Here is a 25481-nt window from a genome sequence, read left to right as displayed (position 1 = left end):
CCGTATCCCGAAACGCTGGCAGTACCGTGGACGGGTGGACAAGAGGGAAGCAGTTGGATCGTGGCTCTCCGGCCCCCGTGCGGCCGCCGAGGAAGCCGGTGTGGACTTCGGATACCGCGGTGAGCAGCTCGGCCTGCCGGAGGAGGGGCCCGGCTCGATCGCCCGCCCCGGCCGCAGGTTCGGTGCCCTGGCCGTCGACTGGGGGCTGTGCCTGTTGATCGCATACGGTCTCATCACGCACGGCTACCACCCCCAGTCGACCGGTAACTGGGCACTCCTGGTCTTCTTCGCCCTCGGCGTGCTGACCGTGGGCACCATCGGCTTCACGCCCGGCAAGCGCCTGTTCGGTCTGCGCGTGGTCGCCCTCGACACGGGCCGCCCCAGCCTCCCGCGCGGCCTGCTGCGCACGGCCCTGCTGTGCGTCGCCCTCCCGGCCCTGATCTGGGACCGCGACGGCCGTGGACTGCACGACAAGCTGGCCCGCACGGTCGAGGTCCGCGCCTGAACCGCCGTACACGCGAAGGGGCGCCCGCGGCATCCGCGGGCGCCCCTTCGACATAGAGGGAGATCAACGGGCCTTCGGCCCGCCCTTCGGCAGCTTCATACCCTTCGGCATCGGCCCCTTGGGCAGCGGCATGTTGCTCATCAGGTCGCCCATCGCGCGCAGCCGGTCGGTGGTGGCCGTCACCTGCGGGCCGGTGAGCACGCGCGGCAGCTTGAGCATGGCCGTGCGCAGCTTCTTCAGCGGGATCTGGCCCTCGCCCGTGCCGACGATGAGATCGTGCACCGGCACGTCCGCGACGATGCGGTTCATCTTCCGCTTCTCGGCGGCCAGCAGGGTCTTCACCCGGTTCGGGTTGCCCTCGGCGACCAGGACGATGCCGGCCTTGCCGACGGCCCGGTGCACGACGTCCTGGCTGCGGTTCATCGCCACCGCCGGAGTCGTCGTCCAGCCCCTGCCGATGTTGTCCAGCACGGCCGCTGCGGCGCCCGGCTGGCCCTCCATCTGCCCGAAGGCGGCACGCTCGGCCCGTCGCCCGAACACGATGGCCATCGTGAGGAGGGCGAGGAACAGACCCAGGATGCCTAGATAGATGGGGTGACCGATCAAGAAACCGATCGCGAGGAAGACACCGAGGATGCTGATGCCGACAGCCGCGAGTACAAGACCGATCTTCTTGTCGGCCTTGCGGGTCATCTTGTAGGTCAGGACGATCTGCTTCAGTCGCCCGGAGTTCGCAGCGTCTGCTGCCGTGTCCTTCCTCGCCATGCCACGAAGTCTACGTGGCCCCGGGAGCGCCGACGACGGCAGTGCCCGGCGGGAAGGGATCGCGAGGTGTCAGGGGCGGACGGTCGTGGTCTGGTCGAGGACGCGCTGGGCCTCGACCCGGTCCTTGGCGCGGCGGCGGTCCTCCAGGACGGAGGTCCAGGCGTTGCGCCGGGCGGTGCGCTGGCCGCTGCTCATCAGCAGCGACTCGACGGCACGGAGTGCATCGGTGAACGACGGGATGGCGGTGGCGCGAACGGGCGCGGCCTGCATGATGGGAGTCCCCCCTCGAGACTGACGGCTCATGTGAGTGGTGCACGGGGTGTACAGCCAGGGTCACTGATTGGTGTTACCAGGGCGTGACCGACCGGTCAAACACCGATGAAACCCCGATTCGCGCCAGTTAAACGCGGACGCGGCCCCGATGCCGTCCTCAACTGCGAGGACGTCCGGGACCGCGTCAATCAGCCACTACCCAGCGGTAGTTGCTTGTGCGCAGATTCACACGTTTAGCGTGGCACTGCGTGCCATCACACCGCCTGCGAGGCGATGTACGCACCGCGCTTCTCGACGGCCATCTGGTACAGCCGTCCGGCGCGGTAGGAGGAGCGGACCAGCGGGCCGGACATCACACCGGAGAAGCCGATCTGCTCGGCCTCCTCCTTCAGCTCCACGAACTCCTGCGGCTTGACCCAGCGCTCCACGGGGTGGTGGCGCACCGACGGGCGCAGGTACTGCGTGATGGTGACCAGCTCGCAGCCGGCGTCGTGCAGCTGCCGCAGCGCGTCGCTGACCTCCTCGCGGGTCTCGCCCATGCCCAGGATGAGGTTCGACTTGGTGACCAGGCCGAAGTCGCGGGCCTCGGTGATGACCTTCAGCGAGCGCTCGTAGCGGAAGCCGGGGCGGATGCGCTTGAAGATCCGCGGCACCGTCTCGACGTTGTGCGCGAAGACCTCGGGGCGGGAGGAGAAGACCTCGGCGAGCTGCTCGGGGACCGCGTTGAAGTCGGGGGCGAGGAGCTCGACCTTGGTGTGGCCGCCCTCGCGGTTCGCGGTCTGGGCGTGGATCTGGCGCACGGTCTCGGCGTACAGCCAGGCGCCGCCGTCCTCCAGGTCGTCGCGTGCGACGCCGGTGATGGTGGCGTAGTTCAGGTCCATCGTGACCACGGACTCACCGACGCGCCGCGGCTCGTCGCGGTCCAGGGCCTCGGGCTTGCCGGTGTCGATCTGACAGAAGTCGCAGCGCCGGGTGCACTGGTCGCCGCCGATGAGGAAGGTCGCCTCGCGGTCCTCCCAGCACTCGTAGATGTTGGGGCAGCCCGCCTCCTGGCACACGGTGTGCAGCCCCTCGCTCTTCACGAGGTTCTGCATCTTCGTGTACTCGGGACCCATTTTCGCCCGGGTCTTGATCCACTCGGGCTTGCGCTCGATGGGGGTCTGGCTGTTGCGGACCTCCAGGCGCAGCATCTTGCGTCCGTCGGGTGCGACTGCGGACACGATGGGCTCCTAGCGATTGATTCTTCGGCGTGCTCAAGGGTACGCCCGTGGATTTGAAAGCCAGGCGGTGGTGCTGGCCCGCTGAGTTACGCCGGCGTCTTCTCGACGAGGCGCGGCTTCAGCTCGGCGTTCTCCAGTACGTCCCTCAGGTGCCGCTCCACCACGGGCAGCACCTCGGCGATGGTGACGTCCCGGCCCAGTTCGGCCGCCAGCGAGGCGACTCCGGCGTCGCGGATGCCGCACGGGATGATGCGGTCGAACCACTTGTTGTCGGGGTTCACGTTCAGCGCGAAGCCGTGCATCGTGACGCCCTTGGCCACGCGGATGCCGATTGCGGCGATCTTGCGGTCCTCGCGGCGCTGGCCGGCGTTGGACGGGGCGTACTCGGGGCCGTTCAGACGCGGGTCGAACTCCTCGTCGGTCAGCCGGGGGTCGAAGTCGAGGGACAGTCCGCCGAGCGACGGCCGCTGCTCGACGGGGTCGCCGAGCACCCACACCCCGCTGCGGCCCTCGACCCGCGTGGTCTCCACGCCGAACTCCGCGCACGTGCGGATCAGCGCCTCCTCCAGGCGGCGTACGTGCGCGACGACGTCCACCGGACGCGGCAGCTTCTGGATGGGATAGCCGACCAGCTGGCCCGGCCCGTGCCAGGTGATCTTGCCGCCGCGGTCGACGTCGATGACGGGGGTGCCGTCGAGGGGCCGCTCGTTGTCCGCCGTGCGCCGGCCCGCCGTGTAGACCGGCGGATGCTCCAGCAGGATCACGGTGTCGGGGACCTCGTCCGCGAACCGCGCCGCGTGCACCCGGCGCTGCTCGTCCCACGCCACCTGGTAGTCCACGGCCTCGGTGCCGAACCCCATGCGGACGAACCGCAGCTCACTCACGGCAAGCGCCTCCCTGGAAGTCGTAAGGCACGAAACGTGCCTACGCCACTGTACGGCCGGCCGTCGCGCGTCAGCCGTGCGGCCAATCCTCACACGATCGGATGAACGAACGGGGAAGTGTGCGACGGCATGCTCACTCTCCGCTACATTCGCGCCGTTCACAGAGGCCATAAGGGCTGCTCACAGGCAATCCGGGCACCTCGGCGGCCAGGTCGGCCCCGGGGTAGGCCCGAAAGGCAGGAGACCGCACCGCAGATGACGGAACGACCCGCGCAGCGCACTCCCAATCGACAGCTCGCCGCGCTCATCGCAGAAGCGGGGTTCTCCAACGCGGGGCTCGCCCGGCGCGTGGACCAGCTAGGTCTCGAACACGGGCTTGACCTGAGATACGACAAGACGTCCGTGACCAGGTGGCTGCGCGGACAGCAGCCCCGCGGCACCACCCCCGCCCTCATCGCCGAGGTCTTCACCCGGCGCCTGGGGCGCAGACTCACCGCCCAGGACCTCGGGCTCGACGCCTGTGCGCCGGTGTACGCCGGGCTGGAGTTCGCCTCCACCCCCGAGGAGGCCGTCGACATCGTCAGCGGCCTGTGGCGCAAGGACTCCGGCTCGCACGCCGAACTGCGCAAGATCGCCTTCACGCCCGCCGGGCTGGTGGTGCCCAGCCGGGACTGGCTGATCGGACGGGCCGACGACCGCGTCGCCCGCGGCGAGCAGCCGCCCGCCGTGCCCGGCGCCGCCCGAGCGGCCGGCGTCCCCAAGATCCCGGTCCAGGGCCGCCCGGGCGTCCCGCGTCAGCGCGGCCACGGCGAGCGCGGGCCCGGCCAGCGGGTCACCGGCGGCGACATCGCCGCGCTGCGCTCGGTCGGCGAGCTGTTCCGCACCCTCGACAACATGTACGGCGGCGGGCACGCCCGCCAGGCCCTCGTGCGCTACCTGGAGCACGAGTGCGAGCCGATGCTGCGCGGCGCCTACGGCGAGCAGACCGGCCGCAAGCTCTTCGCGGCCGCCGCCGACCTGACCCGGCTCGCGGGCTGGACGTCGTACGACATCGCCGCCCACGGACTGGCCCAGCGGTACTTCGTGCAGTCGCTGCGGCTCGCGCAGGCGGCGGGGGACCGGGTGTACGGGGCGTACGTGCTGGTCACCATGAGCCGGCAGGCCGTCTACCTCGGGCACGGGCGCGAGGCCGTGCAACTGGCGCGGGTGGCCCAGCAGGGCGCCGGCACCAGCGCCCCGCCGGTCGTGCAGGCGCTGCTGCACGCGGCCGAGGCGCGTGCGCACGGCGTGCTCGGCGAGGTCCGCAACTGCACGGCCTCGCTGGTACGGGCCGAGCGCGCGCTGGAGGCGGCCCGCTCGGGAGACGACGTGCCGTACTGGGCGCGGTTCTTCGACGAGGCGCAGCTCGCCGACGAGTTCGGGCACGCGCACCGGGACCTGCAGCAGTTCCGGGCGGCGGCGCAGCACGCGGAACGCTCGCTGCAGCTGCGGGGGCCCGCGTACGCCCGCAGCCGGCTGTTCTGCCGCGTGGTGCTGGCCTCCGCCCGGCTCGGCCTGGGTGAGCTGGACCAGGCCTGCGCGCTCGGGGCGGAGGCGGCGGGTGCGGCGGCGGAGATGCGGTCGGTGCGGGCCACGGAGTACGTCAGGGACTTCGAGCGCCGGCTGGAGCCGTACAAGGACTCGGCGCCGGTACGGGGGTATCGCGACAAGGTCGCTGCGCTGGGCTGAGGGGCCGGGGTCGGGACGGGGCGGGGCGGGGCGGGGGATCGCCGTGACGGCGGGGGTTGTGTGCCGGGTGCGGCGCCGTCGTGGCTGGTCGCGCAGTTCCCCGCGCCCCTTTTGGGGCGCGTGCCAGGCGGGCTGTGCATCTGGTCTGACGGGGCCGTTGTGTGCCGGGTGCGGCGCCGTTGTGGCTGGTCGCGGAGTTCCCCGCGCGCCTTTCGGGGCGTTCCTAGGCGGCCTCGGTTGTCAGGAGGGGGGCGGAGGTGTGCGTCGAGCCTGTCGCTCCGAGGTCCCTCAGGATCGCCGTCGTCGCTCGGTGGGCCGAGTGCAGGGCTCCCTGGACCGTGCTCGTGTCCCGGTGGTCGCCGCACACGTACAGGCCGGCCAGCAGGCGCACCGGGCGGCGCAGGTCGTGGGGCGGGCGCATGGCCGGGACGGCCTCGGCGGTGTGGTGGACGGCGAGGGTCTCCCAGCGGCGGGTCGAGGTGCCGTAGAGCCGCGACAGGTGCATGCGGACGGCGGTGTCGAGGTCGGCCGGGGGCGGTCCCAGGACCGTGGAGGAGATCAGGCACCGGCCCGCGGGGGCCCGGCTCGGGTCCACCGCGCTGACCACCGCCGTGTGGGCGACCGGGCCGCCGCGGTCGGCGTCCAGGAGCAGCGAGGCGCCCGTCGCCGGTGCCTCGTCCGCCGAGTGGTGGACCACCGTCAGCTGGTGGAAGTCCGGCACGCGCAGACCGGGCAGCAGCTCGGCGGCGGCCCGCGCGTCGGTCGCCAGCAGCACCGCACGGCAGCGGATCTCACCGTGCTCGGCGGTGGCCACCGCGTTGGTGGAGACGGAGGTGACCCGGACCCCGGTGTGCACCGTGCCCGGCGGCAGCGCCCGCCTCAGCAGCTCCGGCAGCATCTCGGCGCCGCCCTCCGGTACGCACAGCCGCCCGCCCGCGAACGAGCGCAGCGCGAGATCCGCGCACCGGCTGGACGTCGTCAGCTCCGGGTCGCACAGCAGCGCCGCGAGCAGCGGACGCAGGAAGCCGTCCACGGTGCGGGCGGGCACACCGCGCGCGGCGAGAGCCTCGCGGGCGGGCAGCTCCGGCCGGGCCAGCAGCCGTGGCACCGGCATGGCCGCGAGCCGGGTGAGCGCCGCGCCGAGCCGGGCCTGGTCGACGGCGGTGCCCAGCGGGGCGCTCGCCCGTGGCGCGGCCGTAGCGCGGGGGGCGCTCGCCAGGGCACGTACGGCATGGAGTGCGCCCCGTGCGCCCCCCGCGCCGGCCACCGCCCCCGCCCGGTGGTGCCGGCCGTCGCTGTGCAGCAGGACGCCCGGCGCGAACGGGCGCAGCACGAGGGCGTCGAGGCCGGGGGTCAGACGTAGTTCCGGATACGCCGTCGACAGCAGTTGCCCAATGCGGTCGAGCCGGAACCCGTCGACCTTCTCGGTGGACATCCGGCCCCCCGCACAGGGGGCGGCCTCCAGAACCGCGGTCGTCACTCCTGCGCTGGTCAGTCGATGCGCCGCCGAGAGGCCGGCCACGCCGGCCCCCACGATCACGACGTCCGCCTGGTACGCGGGCTCAAGCACGTGCCCCTCCTCGAGGTTGCGCGGCCGGTGGAGACGTGATGCCCCCAACAGGCTCCAGGGATACCCGAGTTCGGGTCGAGGTTAGGGCTGAGACCGGTCAAGTGCAGTCGCGCATGGACAGGGCACGGTCGCACAACGGTCGCATGCGGTCACGCTGTGGCTGCGCAGGGTGGCCCTCACAGGGCGGCGCGGATCGCCTGCTCGATCTCCGGGTACGTGAACGTGAAACCCGACTCCAGCAGCCGCTTCGGCAGCACCCGCGCACTGCCCAGCACGTCCCCGGCCATCTCGCCGAGCACGGTCCGCAGCACCTGCGCCGGGACGGGGAACAGCGTCGGCCGGTGCAGCACGCGCCCCATGGCCGCGGTGATCTCACGGTTCGTCAGCGGATTCGGGGCCGTCAGATTGAACGGCCCGGACAGCCCGTCGGTGTCGATGAGATACCGGATCGCGGCCACCTCGTCCTGCAGCGCGATGTACGACCAGTACTGCCGCCCGTCGCCCATCCGCCCCCCGAGCCCCGCCTTGAACAGCGGGAACAGCCGCCCCCAGGCGCCGCCCTGCCCCGACACCACGAGGCCCGTCCGCGCGAACACGGTCCGCACGCCCGCCTCCCGCGCGGGCGCCGCGGCCGCCTCCCACTCCACGCACAGCTCGGGCAGGAACCCGCGGCCGGACGGCGCGCTCTCGTCGACGGCCCGGTCACCGGTCTCGCCGTAGATCCCGATGGCGCTGCCGTTCACGAACACCCGCGGTCCGTCCGGCAGCCCGGCGATCGCCTCGGCCAGCGCGGCCGTGCCCAGCACCCGGCCGTTGCGGATGCGCTCCTTGTACGCGTCGGTCCAGCGCCGGTCGCCGACCCCCGCGCCGGCGAGGTTGACCACCACGTCGCACCCGGCCAGCCCGTCGGCGTCCACGTACCGCCCCTCGGGGTCCCAGCACACCTCGTCGTCGGCCCGGGCGGCCCGCCGCACCAGCCGCACCACCTCGTGCCCGTCCGCCTTCAGGGACCGCGCCAGGGCGCCGCCGATCAGCCCGGACGCGCCGGCCACCGCGATTCGAGATCGTTCCATGGGCTCATTCTCCTCAAGGGGCTCATAAGGTGGCCGTCATGGCTGTTCCCCACATACGTCATGCCACGCTCGACGACGAGGAGACACTGGGCCGCCTCGACCGCGTCACCTGGTCCCCGCTGCACTCCGTGCAGCCGCGGCCCCGGCCGCCGTACGAGCCCTTCTACAACGAGCGGTTCGGCCCCCGCGACCACCTGGTCGCCGAACTCGACGGCACGGTCGTCGGATACGTCCGGCTGGGCTATCCGACCCCCCTCGCCTGCAACGCGCACGTCCGGCAGATCCAGGGCCTCGTCGTCGCCGAGGAGGCGCGCGGCGGCGGTGTCGGGCGGGCGCTGCTGCGCGCGGTGCGGGAGGAGGCCCGCCGGCAGGGCGCCCGCCGGCTCACCCTGCGCGTCCTCGGGCACAACGCCCCGGCCCGCAAGCTCTACGAGGCCGAGGGCTTCGTGGTGGAGGGCGTGCTGCCCGGAGAGTTCCTGCTGCAGGGCGCGTACGTGGACGACGTCCTCATGGGGTGCAGTCTCTGACCTGGTCGCGCTGGGCCGCCTCGCGGCGCCTGCGCACGACCAGGACGAGCGCGCCTCCCGCCACCAGCAGGGAGATCAGGAAGAAGACGGGCACGGCAGCCTCCGGCGGGTGTGGGGGACCAGCCCTCCATCATCGGCCCGCGGACCGCGCTACGACGTGACCAGATCCCCCGTGTCCACCCCGGCCGTCGATTGCGCCGCGCGCCGGGCGTCGGCGGACACCTCGGCCGCCGTCAGCACATAGCCGGTCTCGTTGTCGGAGGTGGAGCGGGCGAAGACGACACCGAACACCCGGCCGTCCGTCGTCAGCAGTGGGCCGCCGGAGTTGCCCGGGCGGACCGTGGACCGGATCGAGTAGATCTCGCGGGTCACCGTGGCGTCGCCGTAGATGTTCTGGCCGGTGGCGTCGACCCGGCTCGCGACCGTCGCCGCCTGCAGGTCCAGGGACCCGTCCTGCGGATAACCGGCGACCACCGCCGAGTCGCCGCGCTCGGCACCGCGGTCGAACTTCAGCACCGGTGCCCTGAGGCCCGGCACGTACAGCACGGCCACGTCCTTGTCGGGGTCGAAGAGCACCACCTGGGCGTCGTACGACGGCCCGACCCCGCCGATGCGCACGGTCGGGTTGCCGATGCCGGCCACCACGTGCGCGTTCGTCATCACGTGCTCGCGCGCGTACACGAACCCGCTGCCCTCGCGGCCCTGGTTGCCGGAGGCGCCCTCGATCTTCACCGTGCTGCGCTTGGCGGCACTGGTGGCGGCGGCCGTGACGCTGTCGCCGGTGGGCTTGGCCACCCTCGCCGTCGACTCGTTCTCGAACGGGTTGAAGACCTGCGGGAAGCCCGCCTGGGTCAGCGCGGAGGTGGCCCGGGAGAACCAGGTCGGGGTGGTGTCGGGCATCACGTTCTGCACGGCGCCGAGCAGGGTCGAGTCCCGGATGGCGGTGGTGACCAGCGGGGAGGAGGAGACGCCGACCACGCTCGCGGCGACCCACGCCACGATCAGCACGGCGACCGAGTTGGCCGCGGCGCCGCCGACGCCGTCCGCCACCCGCAGCGGCCCCCGGTCCAGCTCGCGGCGCAGCCTGAGCGCCAGCCGCCCGGCCAGTTCGTGTCCCACCACCGCCGGGACCAGCACGGTCAGCACCGCGGTGACCGTCGCCCGGGTCGTCCCCGCCGTCACCAGGTCCATCATCCAGGGCAGCACCCACACGCCGACGACGGCTCCGCCGACGAACCCGGCGAGCGAGACGCAGCCGGCGACCAGGCCGCGCCGGTAGCCGGATGCCGCGTAGGCCAGAACCACCAGCATCAGCAGGATGTCGAGCAGGTCCACAGAGCCGCCTTTCCCTCAGACCCCTTAGTACGCGCGGGACGGTCCCGATGATCAGTCGCGTGCGTGCGTGTCGCCCTCCGGCCCCCCTTCACCGGGAAAAACGTCGCGGACCAGGAGGATGGTTCCACCGGGTGGCACAGCGCACATCGCGGGCGAAGCCTTTCCGGCCGAGAGTGGACCCATGCGGGTCCGAAGATCGCGGGCATCTCGAAGCCGACGCCCAGCGCGCATACGCGCCACGCTGCCCCGAACCCGGGCGCCGCGCCCACCCCGGCTGCAGCGCCTGCTGCACGCCCTGCGCGCAGGCAAGGCGGCGCTGCGCGCAAGCGGGACGCCGGCACGGCGCGACGGCAACGCGCCGCCCGACACCCCGTCACCGGCGGAGACAGCGACCTGGCCGGGGACGGAAGCGCCGCACGCCGCTCCGGCGGCGGAGGCGGCCGGGCCTGCGGGGCGGCGGGTCGGGCCCGTGGCGGATACCCCGGTGGCGGAGGCCGTGGCGGCCGGAAGCAGCCCTCTGGGGGGCGAGGCGACCGGGAGCGAGATGCCGGGCGGCACCGGGGCGGTCGGGGGTGTGGTCGCGCCGGGGCTGCCGGGTGGGCGCAGGGTTCCGGTCGGGTGCCGTGGGGTGGGGCGGGGGTTTCGGTTGCCGCGAGGCGCGCGGGTGGGGCTCGCCTGTTTCATCGGGCTCGCCGCCGTCTTCGGTCTCGTGCTGTGCGTGGACGGCGTCCAGCACGCGAACGCGGGGCGCCGGGTCCGGCCCGCCCCGGCCCGCCCGGTGCCCGCCGCGCACACCGCCGCCAGGCCACCCATCGTGCCGCGCTCCGTCTGGCTCGACGACCTCGCCCGGCACGCGCAGCCGCCTCCGCGCTACGACGACAAGGTCGTCGCCGTCTTCGTCCACCACACCGACTCGCCCAACGGCTACGCCTGCGCCGACGCGCCCCGCATCATCCGCTACCTCTACGCCGGCCAGACCGGCGCCCGCCGTTGGGACGACATCGGCTACAACTTCCTCGTCGACCGCTGCGGCACCATCTACGAGGGCCGGGCGGGCGGCGTCGACCGTCCCGTCACCGGTGCCCACACCCAGGGCTTCAACCACCGCACCGCGGGTATCGCCGCCCTCGGCACGTTCACCGCGGGCGTCCCCGTCCCCAAGGCCATGACCGACGCGATCGCCGGGCTCGCCGCCTGGAAACTGGGCGTCGCCGACGTCGACCCCCGCTCCCGGGTCCGGCTGACCTCCAGCAACAGCCTCAGCCGTTACACAGCCGGCACCACGGCCACCCTCCCCGCCCTCGCGGGCCACGACGACGGCTACATGACCTCCTGCCCCGGCGCCGCCCTCTCCGCCCACCTGCCGGAGATCAGGGCCCTGGCGGCCCGGCTCCAGGGCAGGACGCCGTAGCGTCACCGCCGCCCGAGATACGCCCGCACCGCCCGCTGCAGCACCTTCCCGCCACCGCCCACCGGCCGTTCCCACTCCCCGAGGTACTCCACGGCCCGTCCGCCGGTACCCGCCTTGAAGCGCAGGCGGCCCAGCAACCGGCCCCCGGTGAGGACGGGGGTGATGGAGCGCAGGTCGTAGACGTCGGTGCCCGCCGCCCGCGCGTCGCACAGCATGCGCCACAACAGGGCGCCGCTGGGCCGCAGTTCACGGCCCTGCCGGCCGGAGGCGGGGTAGGAGTGCCAGGACCGGGGACCTACGTTGATCATGAGGGCGGCGGAGAGCACGAACCCGTCGTATTCCGCGAGGTAGAGGCGCAGCCGGTCGTCGTCCTCGGCGTTGAGCGCCTTCCACATGCGCCGGAAGTACTCCGGCGGGCGGGCCCGGAAGCCGTCGCGGGCGGCCGTGGCCTCGTACAGGCGGTGGAAGTCGGACAGGTCGGCGGCCGTGCCCCAGGAGACCCGCACGCCCGCCCGCTCCGCCGTGCCCAGCGCCTGCGCGAAGTGCGGGGCGAGGCCCTGCCGCAGGTCCTGCGTCGACCGCCCGGCGAGCGGGATCCGGAAGCCGTAGCGGGGCTGTCCCAGCCCGAACCCGCTGCCGTCGCCCTCCGCGCACCGCCGCCACCCCAGCCGCCCCAGTCGCTCGGCCGCGTCCAGGGCGAACCCGTCGACACCGGCCGCCGGCAGATCGCGCAGATGCCGTACGGCGGGGTCGGCGATCCCCGCCGTGACGGTCGCCGCCTCCCAGTGCCGTACGACGAGCGGCGGCCCGATCCGCACCGCGAACGCCCCGCGCTCCTGGACGTGCGCGACGAGCGGGTCCAGCCAGCGCTCCAGCCGCGGGTCCGACCAGTCGATCGCGGGCCCGTCGGGAAGGTAGGCGAGGAAGCGGCGCGTCCCGGGCAGCGGGCGGTACAGCACCAGCGCCGCCGCGACGAGCAGCTTCCCCTCGAACCAGCCCACGCTCTCCGCCACCCAGTCGGGCTTCACGTCGCCCCACTCGGGGATCTGCAGATGGCTGACGTCCGGGTGCAGCCGCAGGTGCGCGAGATGCTCCTCGCGCGTCAGCTCCCTCACGTACGGGCTGCTCATGGCCTCACAGGTTTCTCCCAGCGGCCTCACGGACCGTCCTGAGGCACCGTCCCTATCGTCATGCACACGCACTGACCGAAGGTGGGGAAGAAGTGAACAGTCACAGCAGCGCCACGCACAAGACCGAAGGCCGGACCAAGGGCGTGTTCGGCCCGTGGGCCGCGTTCTGCGCGGCCGCAGCCGTCGTCCTCGGCCCCGCGGCCGTCACCGCGTCCGCACTCGACCAGGCCAACGCCGCCCCCCTGCACCACGCGGTCGCCGACCAGGCGCACGCCTACATCCCGTCGGACTCCTCCCGCAGGCGCACCGCCGCGCTCTGAAGCGCTAGCGCGGGCCCTCGTCCCCAGCCAGTCCCAGGAACCGTTCCCCGGACGGGTCGACGTCCACCCCGAGCCCGTTCATCAGGCCCGCGAGCATGACGTAGTAGCCGGTCGTCGTCACGATCTCGACGACCTGCCGGTCGGTGAAGCGGGCGCGCAGCGCCGTCAGGGTGGCCTCGGACAGGGTGCACCGGGACACCAGCTCGAAGGCCGCGGTCACCGCCGCAGACTCCGTCTCGTCGAACTCCCGGCCTGCCGACCGCCGTTCGGAGATCGCCGCCAGCTGCTCGGGCGTCACACCCGAGGCGAGCGCGACCGGACCGTGCTGGACGGCCTCGTACTCGCACTCCGTGCCGGCCGCCACCGCCAGCACCACCAGCTCGCGCAGCCGGACCGGCAGCGTCGACGCCCGCAGCACGGCCAGGCCCATCTCGATCGCCGTGTCCGTCAGCGGCGGGGCGTGCGAGAGCATACGGAAGGCGTTCAGCGGCACGGGCAGCTTCGAAACACCGTCGGCCGGACGCTCCGGGTACGGGATGCGGGCCATGGTCCCCCTCGTCGAACGGATGCCGGCTCGCGGACGTCAGCCCCTGAACCGTTCCCACAGTTTCGGATAGCGCTCGGCCAGCGCCCGGTCGTCCTCCAGGTCGACCGGCGTCCCCTCCGGCTCGGGCGGCGCCGGCGCGATGCCGAGGTCGGGTGCCACCGTCCCGGTGAGCTCCTCGTACGCCTCGTCGGCCGCGTACCCCAGCTCCTCCCCGTCGCCGTCGAGCTCCTCGTCGAAGTCGTCCAGGAGGCCGGCCAGCGCGTCGGGATGGTGCACCGCGCTCTCGTACACCTCCCGCCCCTGCCCGATCAGCCAGCAGCGGAAGAAGTCGAAGGTGTCGTCGCCGGCGCCGTTCAGCAGCACGGCGGCGGCCCCCCACAGATCCCAGGTGTAGGCGCGGTTGTAGCGGGCCTCGAAGTGACGGGCGAAGTCCAGGACCATGTCGGGCTCCAGCTGGAGCAGCCGGTCCACGAGCAGGTCCGCCTGCTCCTCGGGGTCGCCCTCGGCGGCCTCGCGGGCGGCGTCCACCAGCTCCCAGAACTCCGTCTCGTCCATCACGGGTACAGCATCGGCCCTGGGCGGGTGGGGCGCACGTGGAGTGCGGCGGATTGTTATGTCCCGTACAGGGCGGCCAGCCGTGCGGCGTCGCTCGCGAACCGCTCCCGCAGGCGCGGCGGCGCCAGCACCTCCACCTCCGGGCCGAGCCCCGCGAGCTGCGCGTGCGCGACCTCCACGGACTCCACCGGCAGGGTCAGCGTGACCCAGCCGCCCGGGCCGGGGGAGCCGGCGGCCGCCAGCGCCTCCCGCGCGGCCGCGGGGTCGACGGCATGGGGAAGCGCTCGCACCCCCGCCTCCGAGAGCCGTACGACGACCTCGTCCCGCAGGATCGACCGCGCGAACTGCTCCGCCCGCTCGTCCCAGAAGGCCGGCAGGTCGAAGTCCTCGTCGCGCTCGAACCGCTCCTCGGCGCCGTCGACCGCCGTGAAACGGTCGATCCGGTACACCCGGTACGTGCCCCGCTCCGCGACCCGCGCGCACAGGTACCAGACCCCCGCCTTGAGCACGAGCCCGTACGGCTCCAGCGTCCGTTCGACCTCGGTGTCCCGGCCGCGGTAGCGCGCGGTGATCCTCCGGTCGTCCCACACCGCGTCCGCCACGGCGGGCAGCAGCGCGGGCGCCTTCAGCTCGGTGAACCAGTTCGGGGCGTCCAGGTGGAATCGCTGCGCCGCGGTGCGGGAGGCGTCCCGCAGTGAAGGCAGCAGGGCGGCCGAGACCTTCAGCCGGGCCGCGGAGGCGGCGTCCTCCAGCCCCATCTCGCGCAGCGCGCCCGGCACCCCGGACAGGAACAGTGCCTCGGCCTCCGAGCGGGCGAGCCCGGTCAGCCGGGTCCGGTACCCGCCGATCAGCCGGTAGCCGCCGGCCCGCCCCCGGTCCGCGTACACCGGCACGCCCGCCTCAGACAGCGCCTGCGCGTCCCGTGTGACGGTCCGCTCCGACACCTCCAGCTCCCGCGCGAGTTCGGCGGCGGTCATGGAGGGCCGGGACTGCAGAAGCAGCACCATCTTGATGAGGCGGGCAGCACGCATGGGGACATCATCGTGCGTGTTCGGGTGCGGGTGAGTGGGGGCTGATCGCGCAGTTCCCCGCGCCCCCTGTTTTCAGGGGCGCGGGGAACTGCGCGACCGGCCCCCACCGGCCCGCAGCCGACTTACAACCCGTACTTCTCGCGCGCTTCCTTCACCGCCGTGGCCTTCACCTCGCCGCGTCGCGCCAGCTGGGCCAGCGCGGCCACGACGATCGACTCGGCGTCGACGCCGAAGTGCCGGCGGGCGCCCTCGCGGGTGTCGGAGAGGCCGAAGCCGTCCGCGCCCAGCGAGGACCAGTCCTGCTCGACCCACTGCGCGATCTGGTCCGGGACCTGGCGCATGTAGTCGGACACCGCGAGAACGGGACCCTCGGCGCCGTGCAGGGCCCGGCGGACGTACGGGACGCGCTCCTCGCCGCGCAGCAGGGCCTCGTCGGCCTCCAGCGCGTCACGGCGCAGCTCGGTCCAGGACGTGGCGGACCAGACGTCGGCCGCGACGCCCCACTCCTCGGCCAGCAGCTGCTGCGCCTTGAGCGTCCAGTGGATCGCCGTGCCGGAGCCCAGCAGCTGGATGCGCGGGGCGTTGGCCGCCGGGGACAGCCCCGCCGACTCCGCCGTGTTGAAGCGGTACAGGCCCTTGACGATGCCCTCGTCGACACCCGCGACGGCGGGCTTGGCCGGCTGCGGCAGCGGCTCGTTGTAGACGGTGAGGTAATAGAAGACGTTCGGGTCCTCGCCGGGAGCCGCCTCGCCGTACATGCGGCGCAGACCGTCCTTGACGATCGCCGCGACCTCGTACGCGAACGCCGGGTCGTACGTCAGCGCCGCCGGGTTGGTCGCCGCGATGACCGGCGAGTGGCCGTCGGCGTGCTGCAGGCCCTCGCCCGTCAGCGTGGTGCGGCCGGCCGTGGCGCCGACGAGGAAGCCGCGGCCGAGCTGGTCGCCGAGCTGCCACATCTGGTCGGCGGTGCGCTGCCAGCCGAACATCGAGTAGAAGATGTAGAAGGGGATCATCGCCTCGCCGTGCGTCGCGTACGACGTCGAAGCGGCGATGAAGTCGGCCATCGAACCGGCCTCGGTGATCCCCTCGTTGAGGATCTGGCCGTTCTTGGCCTCCTTGTAGTACATCAGCTGGTCGCGGTCGACCGGCTCGTACGTCTGGCCCTTGGGGGAGTAGATCCCGAGGGACGGGAAGAGCGACTCCATGCCGAAGGTGCGTGCCTCGTCGGGCACGATCGGTACCCAGCGCTTACCCGTCTCCTTGTCGCGGACCAGGTCCTTGACCAGCCGGACGAAGGCCATGGTGGTGGCGACGTTCTGGGAGCCGGAGCCCTTGTCGAAGGCGGTGAACGCCTTCTCGGCGGGGGCCGGCAGAGGGGCCACCGGGTGCACGCGGCGGGCCGGGGCGGGGCCGCCGAGGGCCGCGCGGCGCTCCTGGAGGTAGCGCACCTCGGGGGAGTCGGCGCCGGGGTGGCCGTAGGGGACCACGCCGTCGACGAACCGGCTGTCGGAGATGGGCAGTTCGAGCAGGTCCCGCATCGCCTTGAACTCGTCCACCGAGAGCTTCTTCATCTGGTGGTTGGCGTTCTTCGACGCGAAGCCCTCACCGAGGGTGTGGCCCTTGACGGTCTGGGCGAGGATCACGGTCGGGGCGCCCTTGAACTCGACGGCCGCCTTGTACGCCGCGTACACCTTGCGGGACTCGTGGCCGCCGCGGGAGAGGTGGAAGCACTCGAGGATCTTGTCGTCGCTGAGCAGCTTCGCCATCTCGGCGAGCGCCGGGTCCTTGCCGAAGAAGTCCTCGCGGATGTAGGCGGCGTCGCGCGTCTGGTACGTCTGCACCTGGGCGTCCGGTACCTCGCGCAGCCGGCGTACGAGCGCGCCGGTGGTGTCCAGCTGGAACAGCTCGTCCCAGGCGGAGCCCCACAGCGACTTCACGACGTTCCAGCCGGCGCCGCGGAACTGGGCCTCCAGCTCCTGCACGATCTTGAAGTTGGCGCGGACCGGGCCGTCGAGGCGCTGCAGGTTGCAGTTGATGACGAAGGTCAGGTTGTCCAGGCCCTCGCGGGCGGCGAGCGCGAGCGCCGCCGTCGACTCGGGCTCGTCCATCTCGCCGTCGCCGAGAAAGGCCCACACGTGCGAGTCGGTGAGGTCCTTGATGCCGCGCGCGGTCAGGTACCGGTTGAAGCGGGCCTGGTAGATGGCGGAGAGCGGGCCGAGGCCCATGCTCACCGTCGGGAACTCCCACAGCCAGGGCAGGCGGCGGGGGTGCGGGTAGGAGGGCAGACCGTTGCCGCCGGACTCGCGGCGGAAGTTGTCCAGGTGCGTCTCGGTCAGCCGGCCGTCGAGGAAGGCGCGGGCGTAGATGCCGGGGGAGGCGTGGCCCTGGATGTAGAGCTGGTCGCCCGAGCCGTCGGCCTCCTTGCCGCGGAAGAAGTGGTTGAAGCCGGTCTCGTAGAGCCAGGCCGCGGAGGCGAAGGTGGCGATGTGGCCGCCGACGCCGTACTTGCTGCCCCGGGTCACCATCGCGGCCGCGTTCCAGCGGTTCCACGCGGTGATACGGCGCTCCATCGCCTCGTCACCGGGCACGGCCGGCTCGGCGGCGGTGGGGATGGTGTTGACGTAGTCGGTCTCGAGGAGCTTGGGCAGCGCGATGCCGGTGCCCTCGGCCCTCTCCAGCGTGCGGCGCATCAGGTACGCGGCGCGGTGCGGGCCGGCCGCCTTGGCGACCGCGTCCAGGGAGGCCTGCCATTCGGCGGTCTCCTCCGGGTCCCGGTCGGGGAGCTGGTCGAGCTCGCTCGGCTGGATGGCGTTGGGGTCGGTCATGTCGCCGCCTTCCTCAGTCGAAGGGGGTTCCCTCATCGGCAAGGGTTCGGGGGTGCCCTTTGTCTTTGGCAGGACAGGGCGCGGGGCCTCGGTTCAGGCCCGTCGGCGACAATAACTCCCTGATCGATGATCGATCAAAGGGTTCAAGGGCAAAACTTCTCGATTCCGAGAAAGTAGGCACGGGGTGTCTTTCGGGCAGGCACCCGGTGCCGCGTTTTGGCCGGGTTTCCGCAGGTGAGCGGGGCTGCGCTCAGGCTCGCGGAGCGCAGCCCAGCACGTGCGCCTTGACCAGTTCCGCGATTCTCGGGTCCCGCCGCCGGAACGCCTGGACCAGCTCCTCGTGCTCCTCCGCGTACGACTGCTGAACGGTGCCCAGCCAGCGGATCGACAGCGCCGTGAAGACTTCGATGCCCAGGCCCTCCCAGGTGTGCAGCAGCACGGAGTTGCCCGCGGCCCGCACCAGTTCGCGGTGGAAGGCCACGGTGTGCCGCACCTGGCCCGTGCCGTCGGCGTTGCGGTCGGCCTCGTACAGCGCGGCCACGTGCGGCTCCAGCGCCGAGCAGTCCTGCGCCAGCTTCTCCGCCGCCAGCTCCGCCGCGATCGCCTCCAGACCCGCTCGGACCGGGTAGCTCTCCTCCAGGTCGGCCGCCGTCAGATTCCGCACCCGAACGCCCTTGTTCGGCGCGGACTCGATCAGCCGCAGCGACTCCAGCTCCCGCAGCGCCTCGCGCACCGGCGTCTGGCTGACCTCCAGCTCGGTGGCGATACGGCGCTCCACGATCCGCTCGCCCGGCTTCCAGCGCCCGCTGACGATCCCCTCCACGATGTGCTCGCGGATCTGTTCGCGCAGCGAGTGGACGACGGGCGCGGTCATGAGAGCTCCTTAAGGGCGTTCGACGTTTAGACAATAAGGCCGCGAGCGCTTTCGGGAGAGGCGCACGGGGGCGCTTTCGTGCAGGTGAGACGAGACTTACACGCCATGCCGGGGAAGGCCGTCCGTGGTGGCGCCCGGCCGGTACGACGGCGCCCCCGCCCGGAAGCTCCGGGCGGGGGCGCCGTCGTACGAACCCTGTGTCCTACAGGCCGAGCTCGACCTCGAACTCGCCCGCCTCCAGGATCCCCTTGACCGCGGTCAGGTAACGGGCCGCGTCGGCGCCGTCCACCAGACGGTGGTCGTAGGAGAGGGTCAGGTAGGTCATGTCGCGCACGCCGATGACCGTGCCCTCCTCGGTCTCGATGACCGCCGGGCGCTTGACCGTGGCACCGATGCCGAGGATCGCGACCTGGCCCGGCGGCACGATGATCGTGTCGAAGAGCGCGCCGCGCGAACCGGTGTTGGAGATGGTGAAGGTCGCTCCGGACAGCTCGTCCGGGGTGATCTTGTTGGCGCGGACCTTGCCGGCCAGCTCCGCCGTGGCCTTCGCGATGCCCGCGATGTTCAGGTCGCCGGCGTGCTTGATGACCGGGGTCATCAGGCCCTTCTCGGAGTCCACCGCGATCCCGATGCTCTCGGAGTCGAAGTAGGTGATCGTGCCCTCGGCCTCGTTGATCTTGGCGTTGATGACCGGGTGGGCCTTCAGCGCCTGGGCCGCCGCCTTCACGAAGAACGGCATCGGGGAGAGCTTGACGCCCTCGCGCGCGGCGAAGGAGTCCTTGGCCTGGGCGCGCAGGCGCATCAGGCGGGTGACGTCGACCTCGACGACCGAGGACAGCTGCGCCTGCTCGTGCAGCGCCTTGACCATGTTGTCGCCGATGACCTTGCGGATGCGCGGCATCTTGACGGTCTGGCCACGCAGCGGCGAGGCCTCCAGCGTGGGCGCCTTCTTGGCGGCCGGGGCGGCAGCGGCGGCGGGCGCCGGAGCGGCGGCAGCGGCCTTGGCGGCCTCCGCGGCTGCCATGACGTCCTGCTTGCGGATACGGCCGCCGACGCCGGTGCCCTTGACGCCGGCCAGGTCGACGCCGTGCTCGGCGGCGAGCTTGCGCACCAGCGGGGTGACGTAGGCGCCCTCGTCGGTCGCCTGGGCGGCGGCCGGAGCGGCGGCGGCGGGCGCCGCGGCCGGGGCGGGGGCCGGCGCCGGAGCGGGCGCCGGAGCGGCCGGGACCGGCTCGGGGGCCGGGGTCGTGACCTGCTGCGGAGCCGGAGCCGTCGGAGCCTGCGGAGCCGGGGCGGCGGCCGGAGCCGGCGCCGGAGCCGCGGGGGCGGCCGGGGCCGGAGCCGGGGCGGCGGGCGCCGGGGCAGCGGCCGGAGCGGCGCCCGGGGCGCCGATGACGGCGAGCTTGGCGCCGACCTCGGCGGTCTCGTCCTCGCCGACCGTGATCTCCAGCAGCACACCGGAGGTGGGCGCCGGGATCTCGGTGTCGACCTTGTCCGTGGAGACCTCGAGCAGCGGCTCGTCGGCCTCGACGGAGTCGCCGACCGACTTCAGCCAGCGGGTGACGGTGCCCTCGGTGACGGACTCGCCGAGAGCGGGCAGGACGACGTCCGTGCCCTCGGCGGAGCCGCCGCCGGACGCGGCCTCGGCGGTGGGCGCCGGGGCCGGGGCGGCCTGCTCGGTGGACGGGGCGGCAGCGGCCGGCTCCGGAGCCGCGGCGGGCTCGGGAGCGGGCTCGGCGGCCGGGGCGGGCGCTGCGGCGGGAGAGCCGGTGCCGTCGTCGATGACGGCCAGCTCGGCGCCGACCTCGACGGTCTCGTCCTCGGCGACCTTGATGGAGGCCAGCACACCGGCGGCGGGCGAGGGGATCTCGGTGTCGACCTTGTCGGTCGAGACCTCGAGCAGCGGCTCGTCGGCCTCGACGCGCTCACCCTCGGCCTTCAGCCAGCGGGTGACAGTGCCCTCGGTGACGCTCTCGCCGAGCGCCGGAAGGGTTACGGAAACCGCCATGGTTTCGGTTGCTCCTTACGAATTGCGGAAGTCTGAGTCGTCGCTTCGTCGACCGAGGGTCAGTCGTGCGAGTGCAGGGGCTTGCCGGCCAGCGCCAGGTGGGCCTCGCCCATCGCCTCGTTCTGCGTCGGGTGGGCGTGGATGAGCTGGGCCACCTCGGCCGGCAGCGCCTCCCAGTTGTAGATCAGCTGGGCCTCGCCGACCTGCTCGCCCATGCGGTCGCCGACCATGTGGACGCCGACCACGGCACCGTCCTTGACCTGGACGAGCTTGATCTCGCCCGCGGTGTTCAGGATCTTGCTCTTGCCGTTGCCCGCCAGGTTGTACTTCAGAGCGACGACCTTGTCCGCACCGTAGATCTCCTTGGCCTTGGCCTCGGTGATGCCGACGGAGGCGACCTCCGGGTGGCAGTAGGTCACGCGGGGGACACCGTCGTAGTCGATCGGGACGGTCTTCAGACCGGCCAGACGCTCCGCCACCAGGATGCCCTCGGCGAAGCCCACGTGCGCGAGCTGGAGCGTCGGGACGAGGTCACCGACGGCGGAGATCGTCGGGACGTTGGTACGCATGTACTCGTCGACCAGGACGTAGCCGCGGTCCATCGCGACGCCCTGCTCCTCGTAGCCCAGGCCCTGCGAGACCGGGCCGCGGCCGACGGCGACGAGCAGGATCTCGGCCTCGAACTCCTTGCCGTCGGCGAGGGTGACCTTCACGCCGTCCTGGGTGTACTCGGCCTTCTGGAAGAAGGTGCCGAGGTTGAACTTGATGCCGCGCTTGCGGAACGCGCGCTCAAGAAGCTTCGAAGAGTTCTCGTCCTCGACCGGGACGAGGTGCTTGAGGCCCTCGATGACGGTGATGTCCGCACCGAAGGACTTCCAGGCGGAGGCGAACTCGACGCCGATGACGCCGCCGCCCAGGACGATCGCGGACTTCGGCACGCGGTCCAGGACGAGGGCGTGGTCGGAGGAGATGATCCGGTTGCCGTCGATCTCCAGGCCCGGCAGCGACTTCGGCACGGAGCCGGTCGCCAGCAGGACGTGGCGGCCCTCGACGCGCCGGCCGTTGACGTCGACGGAGGTGGGGGAGGACAGGCGGCCCTCGCCCTCGATGTACGTCACCTTCCGGGAGGCGATGAGACCCTGCAGACCCTTGTACAGGCCGGCGATCACGCCGTCCTTGTACTTGTGGACGGCGGGGACGTCGATGCCCTCGAAGGTGGCCTTGACGCCGAACTGCTCGCTCTCGCGGGCCTGGTCGGCGATCTCGCCCGCGTGCAGCAGGGCCTTGGTGGGGATGCAACCCCGGTGCAGGCAGGTACCGCCGACCTTGTCCTTCTCGATCAGGGCGACGTCCAGGCCCAGCTGCGCCCCGCGCAGGGCCGCGGCGTAACCGCCACTACCACCGCCGAGGATCACTAGGTCGAAAACGGTGCTGGCGTCGTTCGCCACGTCACGTCCTCCATGCATGTGCGCCGTACGCCGGTCAACCCTGACCGGGCGGCGGCTGGTGTCCGGCCGCTCTTTCTTCGGCCCTGTGGTGGGGGCCCTGTCCTGCCGTGGCCCATCTTCGCACTTGTCGGAGGTGAACGAGACGCCGGGCCGGTGTGTGAGACGTCCCACGTTCGGTTGAGCGCCCGTGGAAAAGGGGGCTCCGCCCTACCCGCGCGCGGAGCCCCCTTCCCTCACGGCCGCATCAGCCCAGGTCGCCGGAGGCCGTCAGCTCCGCGAGGCGGACCAGCGTGCGCACCGCCGTACCCGTGCCGCCCTTCGGGGTGTACCCGAACGGGCCGCCCTCGTTGAAGGCCGGGCCCGCGATGTCCAGGTGGGCCCAGGTGATGCCCTCGCCCACGAACTCGCGCAGGAACAGGCCGGCGACCAGGCCGCCGCCCATCCGCTCGCCCATGTTGGCGATGTCGGCGGTGGGGGAGTCCATGCCCTTGCGCAGGTGCTCCGGCAGCGGCATCGGCCACGCCGGCTCGCCCACCTCCTCGGCGGCCTCGTGCACCGCGGTGCGGAAGGCGTCGTCGTTCGCCATGATCCCGAAGGTCCGGCTGCCCAGCGCCAGCACCATCGCGCCGGTGAGGGTCGCGACGTCCACGATGGCGTCCGGCTTCTCCTGCGAGGCCGCCCACAGCGCGTCGGCGAGGACCAGGCGGCCCTCGGCGTCGGTGTTGAGGACCTCCACCGTCTTGCCGCTGTACATGCGCAGCACGTCACCGGGGCGGGTGGCGGAACCCGAGGGCATGTTCTCGGCGAGCGCCAGCCAGCCGGTGACGTTCACCTGCAGGCCCAGGCGCGCGGCGGCGACCACGGCCGCGAAGACCGCCGCCGCACCGCTCATGTCGCACTTCATGGTCTCGTTGTGACCGGCTGGCTTGAGCGAGATGCCGCCCGAGTCGTAGGTGATGCCCTTGCCGACGAGCGCCAGGTGCTTGTTCGCCTTGGAGGAGGTGTACGACAGCTTCACCAGCCGCGGCCCGGCGGCGGAGCCCGCGCCGACGCCGAGGATGCCGCCGTAGCCGCCCTTCTCCAGCGCCTTGACGTCGAGCACCTGCACCTTGATGCCGTGTTCCTTGGCCGCGGCCTGCGCGATCGCGGCGAACGACTCGGGGTTGAGGTCGTTGGGCGGGGTGTTGATCAGGTCCCGGGCGCGGTTGAGCTCCTCGGAGACGGCGACGGCGCGGGTGAGCGCCGCCTTGTGCGCGGCGTCCCGCGGCTTGCCGCCGAGCAGGGTGGCCTCGGCGAGCGGCGCCTTGCCGTTCTTGTCCTTGGCGGCCTTGCCGTTCTCCTTGTAGGAGTCGAAGGAGTACGCGCCCAGCAGCACGCCCTCGCCGATCGCGCCGAGGTCGGAGGCGTCCCCGACCGGCAGCGCGAACGCGGCCTTCTTGCTGCCGGCCAGCGCGCGGGCGGCGGCGCCGGCGGCCTTGCGCAGGGCCTCGCCGTCGTAGCCGGAGTCCTTCTCGGGCTCGGCGCCCAGGCCGACTGCCACGACCAGCGGGGCCTTGAACCCGGACGGTGCGGGCAGCTTCGTCACCTCGCCCTCGGCGCCGGAGGCACCGAGGGTTTCCAGGACGCCGGCGAGCCTGCCGTCGTAGGCCTTGTCCACGGCCTCGGCGCCGGGTGCGACGACGAGGTCCCCGGACCTGGAGGCGGCGCCCTTGGCGACACCGACGACGATCGCGTCGGCCCGCAGGCCGGGCGCCGCGGCGGTGCTGAGAGTGAGAGCAGTCACGGTGGTGAAATCTCGCTTCCGATGTGAAGTTCCAGTGGCCGATACGTGTGGGTCGACCGGGCCCGACAGCCGACCCTAGATGCGGCGGCAGGGTGCGGTTTCCGCGGGGCCTTCCCCGGTACGTCGAACACTGCGGACGAGCCTACGCGCGTTGCGCCGATTCGCTCATGCCCATGTCCATTCACCCGGCGGTCGCGCCGTGGTCGTGCTCCGGTCCCGGGACCCGGTGACCCCCGCCACGCGCGCGGTGTTCATCCTTGAGGGACGCCGTCGCCCACCCAGGAGCCAGCCCGTTGAGACGCCCGCCCCTCCTACTCGCCCTGCTCCTGCTGCTGGCGGGCTGCACCTCCGGCTCCGGCTCCGACTCCGGTGCGTCCGGCCCGCGTTGGCGACCGCGACCCGGGGTGGCCTGGCAGTGGCAGCTCAGCGGCCGCCTCGACACGTCGGTCGACGTGCCGGTCTACGACATCGACGGCTTCGACCGGTCCGCGGCCACGGTCGCCGCCCTGCACCGCGCGGGCCGCAAGGTCATCTGCTACCTGTCCACCGGCGCCTGGGAGGACTGGCGGCCCGACGCGAAGAAGTTCCCCCGCTCGGTGATCGGCAAGGGCAACGGCTGGAAGGGCGAGCGCTGGCTGGACATCCGCCGCACGGACGTCCTGGAGCCGCTCATGGCGGCCCGCCTCGACATGTGCCGCGACAAGGGCTTCGACGCGGTGGAACCGGACAACATGGACGGCTACCGCAACACCACCGGCTTCCGCCTCACCGCCGCCGACCAGCTCCGCTACAACCGGCTGCTCGCGAGGCTGGCCCACGACCGGGGCATGGCGGTCGGGTTGAAGAACGACCTGGACCAGATCCCGCGGCTGGTGAAGGACTTCGACTTCGCGGTCAACGAACAGTGTGCGCAGTACGGCGAGTGCGCGGCCCTCAAGCCCTTCGTCGCGGCGGACAAGGCCGTCTTCCACGTCGAGTACGAGCTGCCGACCAGCCGCTTCTGCGCCCAGTCCCGCCGCCTGCGACTGAGCTCGATGCTCAAAAAGTACGAACTGGGGGCGTGGCGGCGGGCGTGCTGATCCCGAACCCGGTGACCGTCGTGCCGGCCACCCGGTCGGCGAAGGAGCGGCGCGTCGGGGCCAGCACGGGAAGGGCGTTGAGGAGGAAGACGAGGACCGCGAGCGCCCACACCATCACCGACGCCACGAAGTACCCCTCGACCAGCAGCACGCAGGCCACGGCGTAGATCGCGATGTCGGCCGCCGTGGTGACCGCGGCGCGCACCGCGGCCCGGCGCGCGGGGACCGGGGCGATCCGCAGCCCGAGCAGCCCCTTGCCGACGGTCCGCCCGGCCAGGGCGAGGCAGCCCCACTGGTAGAGGAAGGTCGCCGCGATCAGCGCCCCGAAGGCCTCCTCCACGTCCAGGACGGCCTGGTTCCACAGCGACAGACCCAGCTGCTCCGAGGCGCCGACGACGTCGCCGCGCGAGGTCAGCAGGTCCAGGCCGCCGTGGGTCGCGAGGTCGGGCACGTCGGTGACGAGCGCGGCCATGCGGTGGAAGGTGAGCACCGCGAGCCCCGTCGCGAGTGCCAGCACCAGCGAGAAGTCGATGAACCAGGCCACGGCACGACGAAGCTTCGGCACGAACGCCCCCCGATCACGATCCCTT

The 25481-nt window shown here is 72.5% G+C and carries 23 protein-coding genes; 6 read left to right on the top strand and 17 right to left on the bottom strand.

Annotated elements, in window-relative coordinates:
• Window positions 1-34: 34 nt before the first annotated feature.
• Window positions 35-505 (top strand): RDD family protein, encoded by a 471-nt coding sequence (locus LN251_RS05415; protein WP_458243352.1) that lies wholly within the window; start codon window positions 35-37, stop codon window positions 503-505.
• A 63-nt stretch (window positions 506-568) separates the two neighbouring features.
• Here LN251_RS05415 and LN251_RS05410 read toward each other — a convergent pair whose 3' ends face one another.
• The 4 genes from LN251_RS05410 to lipB form a co-directional block, all read right to left on the bottom strand.
• The gene (locus LN251_RS05410) at window positions 569-1270 is read right to left on the bottom strand and encodes a DUF4191 domain-containing protein (protein ID WP_249841277.1); all 702 of its coding nucleotides are present in this window, start codon (window positions 1268-1270) and stop codon (window positions 569-571) included.
• A 69-nt stretch (window positions 1271-1339) separates the two neighbouring features.
• Window positions 1340-1540 (bottom strand): SCO2195 family GlnR-regulated protein, encoded by a 201-nt coding sequence (locus tag LN251_RS05405; RefSeq protein WP_058925734.1) that lies wholly within the window; start codon window positions 1538-1540, stop codon window positions 1340-1342.
• Between the two features lie 257 nt (window positions 1541-1797).
• Complete coding sequence (lipA, locus tag LN251_RS05400) at window positions 1798-2763, bottom strand: lipoyl synthase (protein ID WP_404150486.1); 966 nt, start codon at window positions 2761-2763, stop codon at window positions 1798-1800.
• Window positions 2764-2849: 86 nt separating this feature from the next.
• Window positions 2850-3647: a lipoyl(octanoyl) transferase LipB gene (gene lipB / locus LN251_RS05395; protein ID WP_458243351.1), complete on the bottom strand. Its 798-nt coding sequence runs from the start codon at window positions 3645-3647 to the stop codon at window positions 2850-2852.
• 255 nt (window positions 3648-3902) lie between these two features.
• Here lipB and LN251_RS05390 point away from each other — a divergent pair, with 255 nt between their 5' ends.
• Window positions 3903-5375: a regulator gene (locus LN251_RS05390; RefSeq protein ID WP_458243350.1), complete on the top strand. Its 1473-nt coding sequence runs from the start codon at window positions 3903-3905 to the stop codon at window positions 5373-5375.
• 223 nt (window positions 5376-5598) lie between these two features.
• Here LN251_RS05390 and LN251_RS05385 read toward each other — a convergent pair whose 3' ends face one another.
• Together LN251_RS05385 and LN251_RS05380 are read right to left on the bottom strand one after the other, a co-directional pair.
• Complete coding sequence (locus LN251_RS05385) at window positions 5599-6945, bottom strand: NAD(P)/FAD-dependent oxidoreductase (protein WP_458243349.1); 1347 nt, start codon at window positions 6943-6945, stop codon at window positions 5599-5601.
• A 176-nt stretch (window positions 6946-7121) separates the two neighbouring features.
• The gene (locus LN251_RS05380; RefSeq protein WP_458243348.1) at window positions 7122-8018 is read right to left on the bottom strand and encodes a TIGR01777 family oxidoreductase; all 897 of its coding nucleotides are present in this window, start codon (window positions 8016-8018) and stop codon (window positions 7122-7124) included.
• A 38-nt stretch (window positions 8019-8056) separates the two neighbouring features.
• Between LN251_RS05380 and LN251_RS05375 the strand changes: the two genes are divergently transcribed.
• A complete protein-coding gene (locus LN251_RS05375) occupies window positions 8057-8545 on the top strand; it encodes an N-acetyltransferase family protein (RefSeq protein WP_458243347.1) in 489 nt (162 codons plus the stop codon).
• Window positions 8546-8695: 150 nt separating this feature from the next.
• On the opposite strand, the gene LN251_RS05370 is transcribed toward LN251_RS05375, so the two are convergent.
• Entirely contained in the window at window positions 8696-9880 is a 1185-nt protein-coding gene (locus tag LN251_RS05370) for a MarP family serine protease (RefSeq protein ID WP_458243346.1), read from the bottom strand.
• Between the two features lie 544 nt (window positions 9881-10424).
• Between LN251_RS05370 and LN251_RS05365 the strand changes: the two genes are divergently transcribed.
• Window positions 10425-11291, top strand: coding sequence for a peptidoglycan recognition protein family protein (locus LN251_RS05365; protein ID WP_458244132.1), 867 nt, complete (start codon window positions 10425-10427; stop codon window positions 11289-11291).
• 2 nt (window positions 11292-11293) lie between these two features.
• Here the strand turns inward: LN251_RS05365 and LN251_RS05360 are convergent, their stop codons facing one another.
• Window positions 11294-12421, bottom strand: a complete 1128-nt coding sequence (locus LN251_RS05360) for a lipid II:glycine glycyltransferase FemX (RefSeq protein WP_458243345.1) — start codon at window positions 12419-12421, stop codon at window positions 11294-11296.
• A 92-nt stretch (window positions 12422-12513) separates the two neighbouring features.
• On the opposite strand from LN251_RS05360, the gene LN251_RS05355 reads away from it, so the two are divergent.
• Complete coding sequence (locus tag LN251_RS05355; protein WP_458243344.1) at window positions 12514-12741, top strand: hypothetical protein; 228 nt, start codon at window positions 12514-12516, stop codon at window positions 12739-12741.
• 4 nt (window positions 12742-12745) lie between these two features.
• Here LN251_RS05355 and LN251_RS05350 read toward each other — a convergent pair whose 3' ends face one another.
• The 8 genes from LN251_RS05350 to LN251_RS05315 form a co-directional block, all read right to left on the bottom strand.
• Entirely contained in the window at window positions 12746-13288 is a 543-nt protein-coding gene (locus LN251_RS05350; protein ID WP_458243343.1) for a carboxymuconolactone decarboxylase family protein, read from the bottom strand.
• A 36-nt stretch (window positions 13289-13324) separates the two neighbouring features.
• Window positions 13325-13843 carry a DUF4240 domain-containing protein gene (locus tag LN251_RS05345; RefSeq protein ID WP_458244131.1) on the bottom strand — a complete coding sequence of 173 codons (519 nt, stop codon included), beginning with the start codon at window positions 13841-13843 and terminating at the stop codon, window positions 13325-13327.
• 56 nt (window positions 13844-13899) lie between these two features.
• Entirely contained in the window at window positions 13900-14874 is a 975-nt protein-coding gene (locus tag LN251_RS05340) for a helix-turn-helix transcriptional regulator (RefSeq protein ID WP_458243342.1), read from the bottom strand.
• A gap of 122 nt (window positions 14875-14996) precedes the next feature.
• The gene (aceE, locus tag LN251_RS05335) at window positions 14997-17699 is read right to left on the bottom strand and encodes a pyruvate dehydrogenase (acetyl-transferring), homodimeric type (RefSeq protein WP_458243341.1); all 2703 of its coding nucleotides are present in this window, start codon (window positions 17697-17699) and stop codon (window positions 14997-14999) included.
• Window positions 17700-17949: 250 nt separating this feature from the next.
• On the bottom strand, window positions 17950-18573 hold the full coding sequence (locus tag LN251_RS05330) for a GntR family transcriptional regulator (protein WP_200705735.1): 624 nt from the start codon (window positions 18571-18573) through the stop codon (window positions 17950-17952).
• 202 nt (window positions 18574-18775) lie between these two features.
• Window positions 18776-20581, bottom strand: a complete 1806-nt coding sequence (sucB, locus tag LN251_RS05325) for a 2-oxoglutarate dehydrogenase, E2 component, dihydrolipoamide succinyltransferase (protein ID WP_458243340.1) — start codon at window positions 20579-20581, stop codon at window positions 18776-18778.
• Between the two features lie 59 nt (window positions 20582-20640).
• Entirely contained in the window at window positions 20641-22029 is a 1389-nt protein-coding gene (gene lpdA, locus LN251_RS05320; protein ID WP_058925751.1) for a dihydrolipoyl dehydrogenase, read from the bottom strand.
• Window positions 22030-22273: 244 nt separating this feature from the next.
• The gene (locus tag LN251_RS05315) at window positions 22274-23812 is read right to left on the bottom strand and encodes a leucyl aminopeptidase (RefSeq protein WP_458243339.1); all 1539 of its coding nucleotides are present in this window, start codon (window positions 23810-23812) and stop codon (window positions 22274-22276) included.
• A gap of 293 nt (window positions 23813-24105) precedes the next feature.
• Between LN251_RS05315 and LN251_RS05310 the strand changes: the two genes are divergently transcribed.
• Entirely contained in the window at window positions 24106-24891 is a 786-nt protein-coding gene (locus LN251_RS05310) for an endo alpha-1,4 polygalactosaminidase (protein ID WP_458243338.1), read from the top strand.
• Here LN251_RS05310 and LN251_RS05305 read toward each other — a convergent pair.
• The gene (locus LN251_RS05305) at window positions 24851-25456 is read right to left on the bottom strand and encodes an RDD family protein (protein ID WP_383676458.1); all 606 of its coding nucleotides are present in this window, start codon (window positions 25454-25456) and stop codon (window positions 24851-24853) included. The genes LN251_RS05310 and LN251_RS05305 overlap by 41 nt on opposite strands.
• Between the last annotated feature and the right edge of the window lie 25 nt (window positions 25457-25481).

Source organism: Streptomyces sp. MAI_2237, assembly GCF_054189285.1.
The sequence above is the reverse complement of the archived record's forward strand: the minus strand, read 5'-3'. Positions and strand labels throughout refer to the sequence as shown.

What these genes read in the sequence shown, in the direction of transcription:
- LN251_RS05375 (WP_458243347.1), top strand. Translation starts at nt 8,057, where the DNA reads ATGGCTGTTCCCCACATACGTCATGCCACGCTCGACGACGAGGAGACA.
- LN251_RS05390 (WP_458243350.1), top strand. Translation starts at nt 3,903, where the DNA reads ATGACGGAACGACCCGCGCAGCGCACTCCCAATCGACAGCTCGCCGCG.
- LN251_RS05345 (WP_458244131.1), bottom strand. Translation starts at nt 13,843, where the DNA reads ATGGACGAGACGGAGTTCTGGGAGCTGGTGGACGCCGCCCGCGAGGCC.
- LN251_RS05365 (WP_458244132.1), top strand. Translation starts at nt 10,425, where the DNA reads ATGCCGGGCGGCACCGGGGCGGTCGGGGGTGTGGTCGCGCCGGGGCTG.
- LN251_RS05380 (WP_458243348.1), bottom strand. Translation starts at nt 8,018, where the DNA reads ATGGAACGATCTCGAATCGCGGTGGCCGGCGCGTCCGGGCTGATCGGC.
- LN251_RS05340 (WP_458243342.1), bottom strand. Translation starts at nt 14,874, where the DNA reads ATGCGTGCTGCCCGCCTCATCAAGATGGTGCTGCTTCTGCAGTCCCGG.
- LN251_RS05350 (WP_458243343.1), bottom strand. Translation starts at nt 13,288, where the DNA reads ATGGCCCGCATCCCGTACCCGGAGCGTCCGGCCGACGGTGTTTCGAAG.
- aceE (WP_458243341.1), bottom strand. Translation starts at nt 17,699, where the DNA reads ATGACCGACCCCAACGCCATCCAGCCGAGCGAGCTCGACCAGCTCCCC.
- sucB (WP_458243340.1), bottom strand. Translation starts at nt 20,581, where the DNA reads ATGGCGGTTTCCGTAACCCTTCCGGCGCTCGGCGAGAGCGTCACCGAG.
- LN251_RS05360 (WP_458243345.1), bottom strand. Translation starts at nt 12,421, where the DNA reads ATGAGCAGCCCGTACGTGAGGGAGCTGACGCGCGAGGAGCATCTCGCG.
- LN251_RS05330 (WP_200705735.1), bottom strand. Translation starts at nt 18,573, where the DNA reads ATGACCGCGCCCGTCGTCCACTCGCTGCGCGAACAGATCCGCGAGCAC.
- LN251_RS05410 (WP_249841277.1), bottom strand. Translation starts at nt 1,270, where the DNA reads ATGGCGAGGAAGGACACGGCAGCAGACGCTGCGAACTCCGGGCGACTG.
- LN251_RS05405 (WP_058925734.1), bottom strand. Translation starts at nt 1,540, where the DNA reads ATGCAGGCCGCGCCCGTTCGCGCCACCGCCATCCCGTCGTTCACCGAT.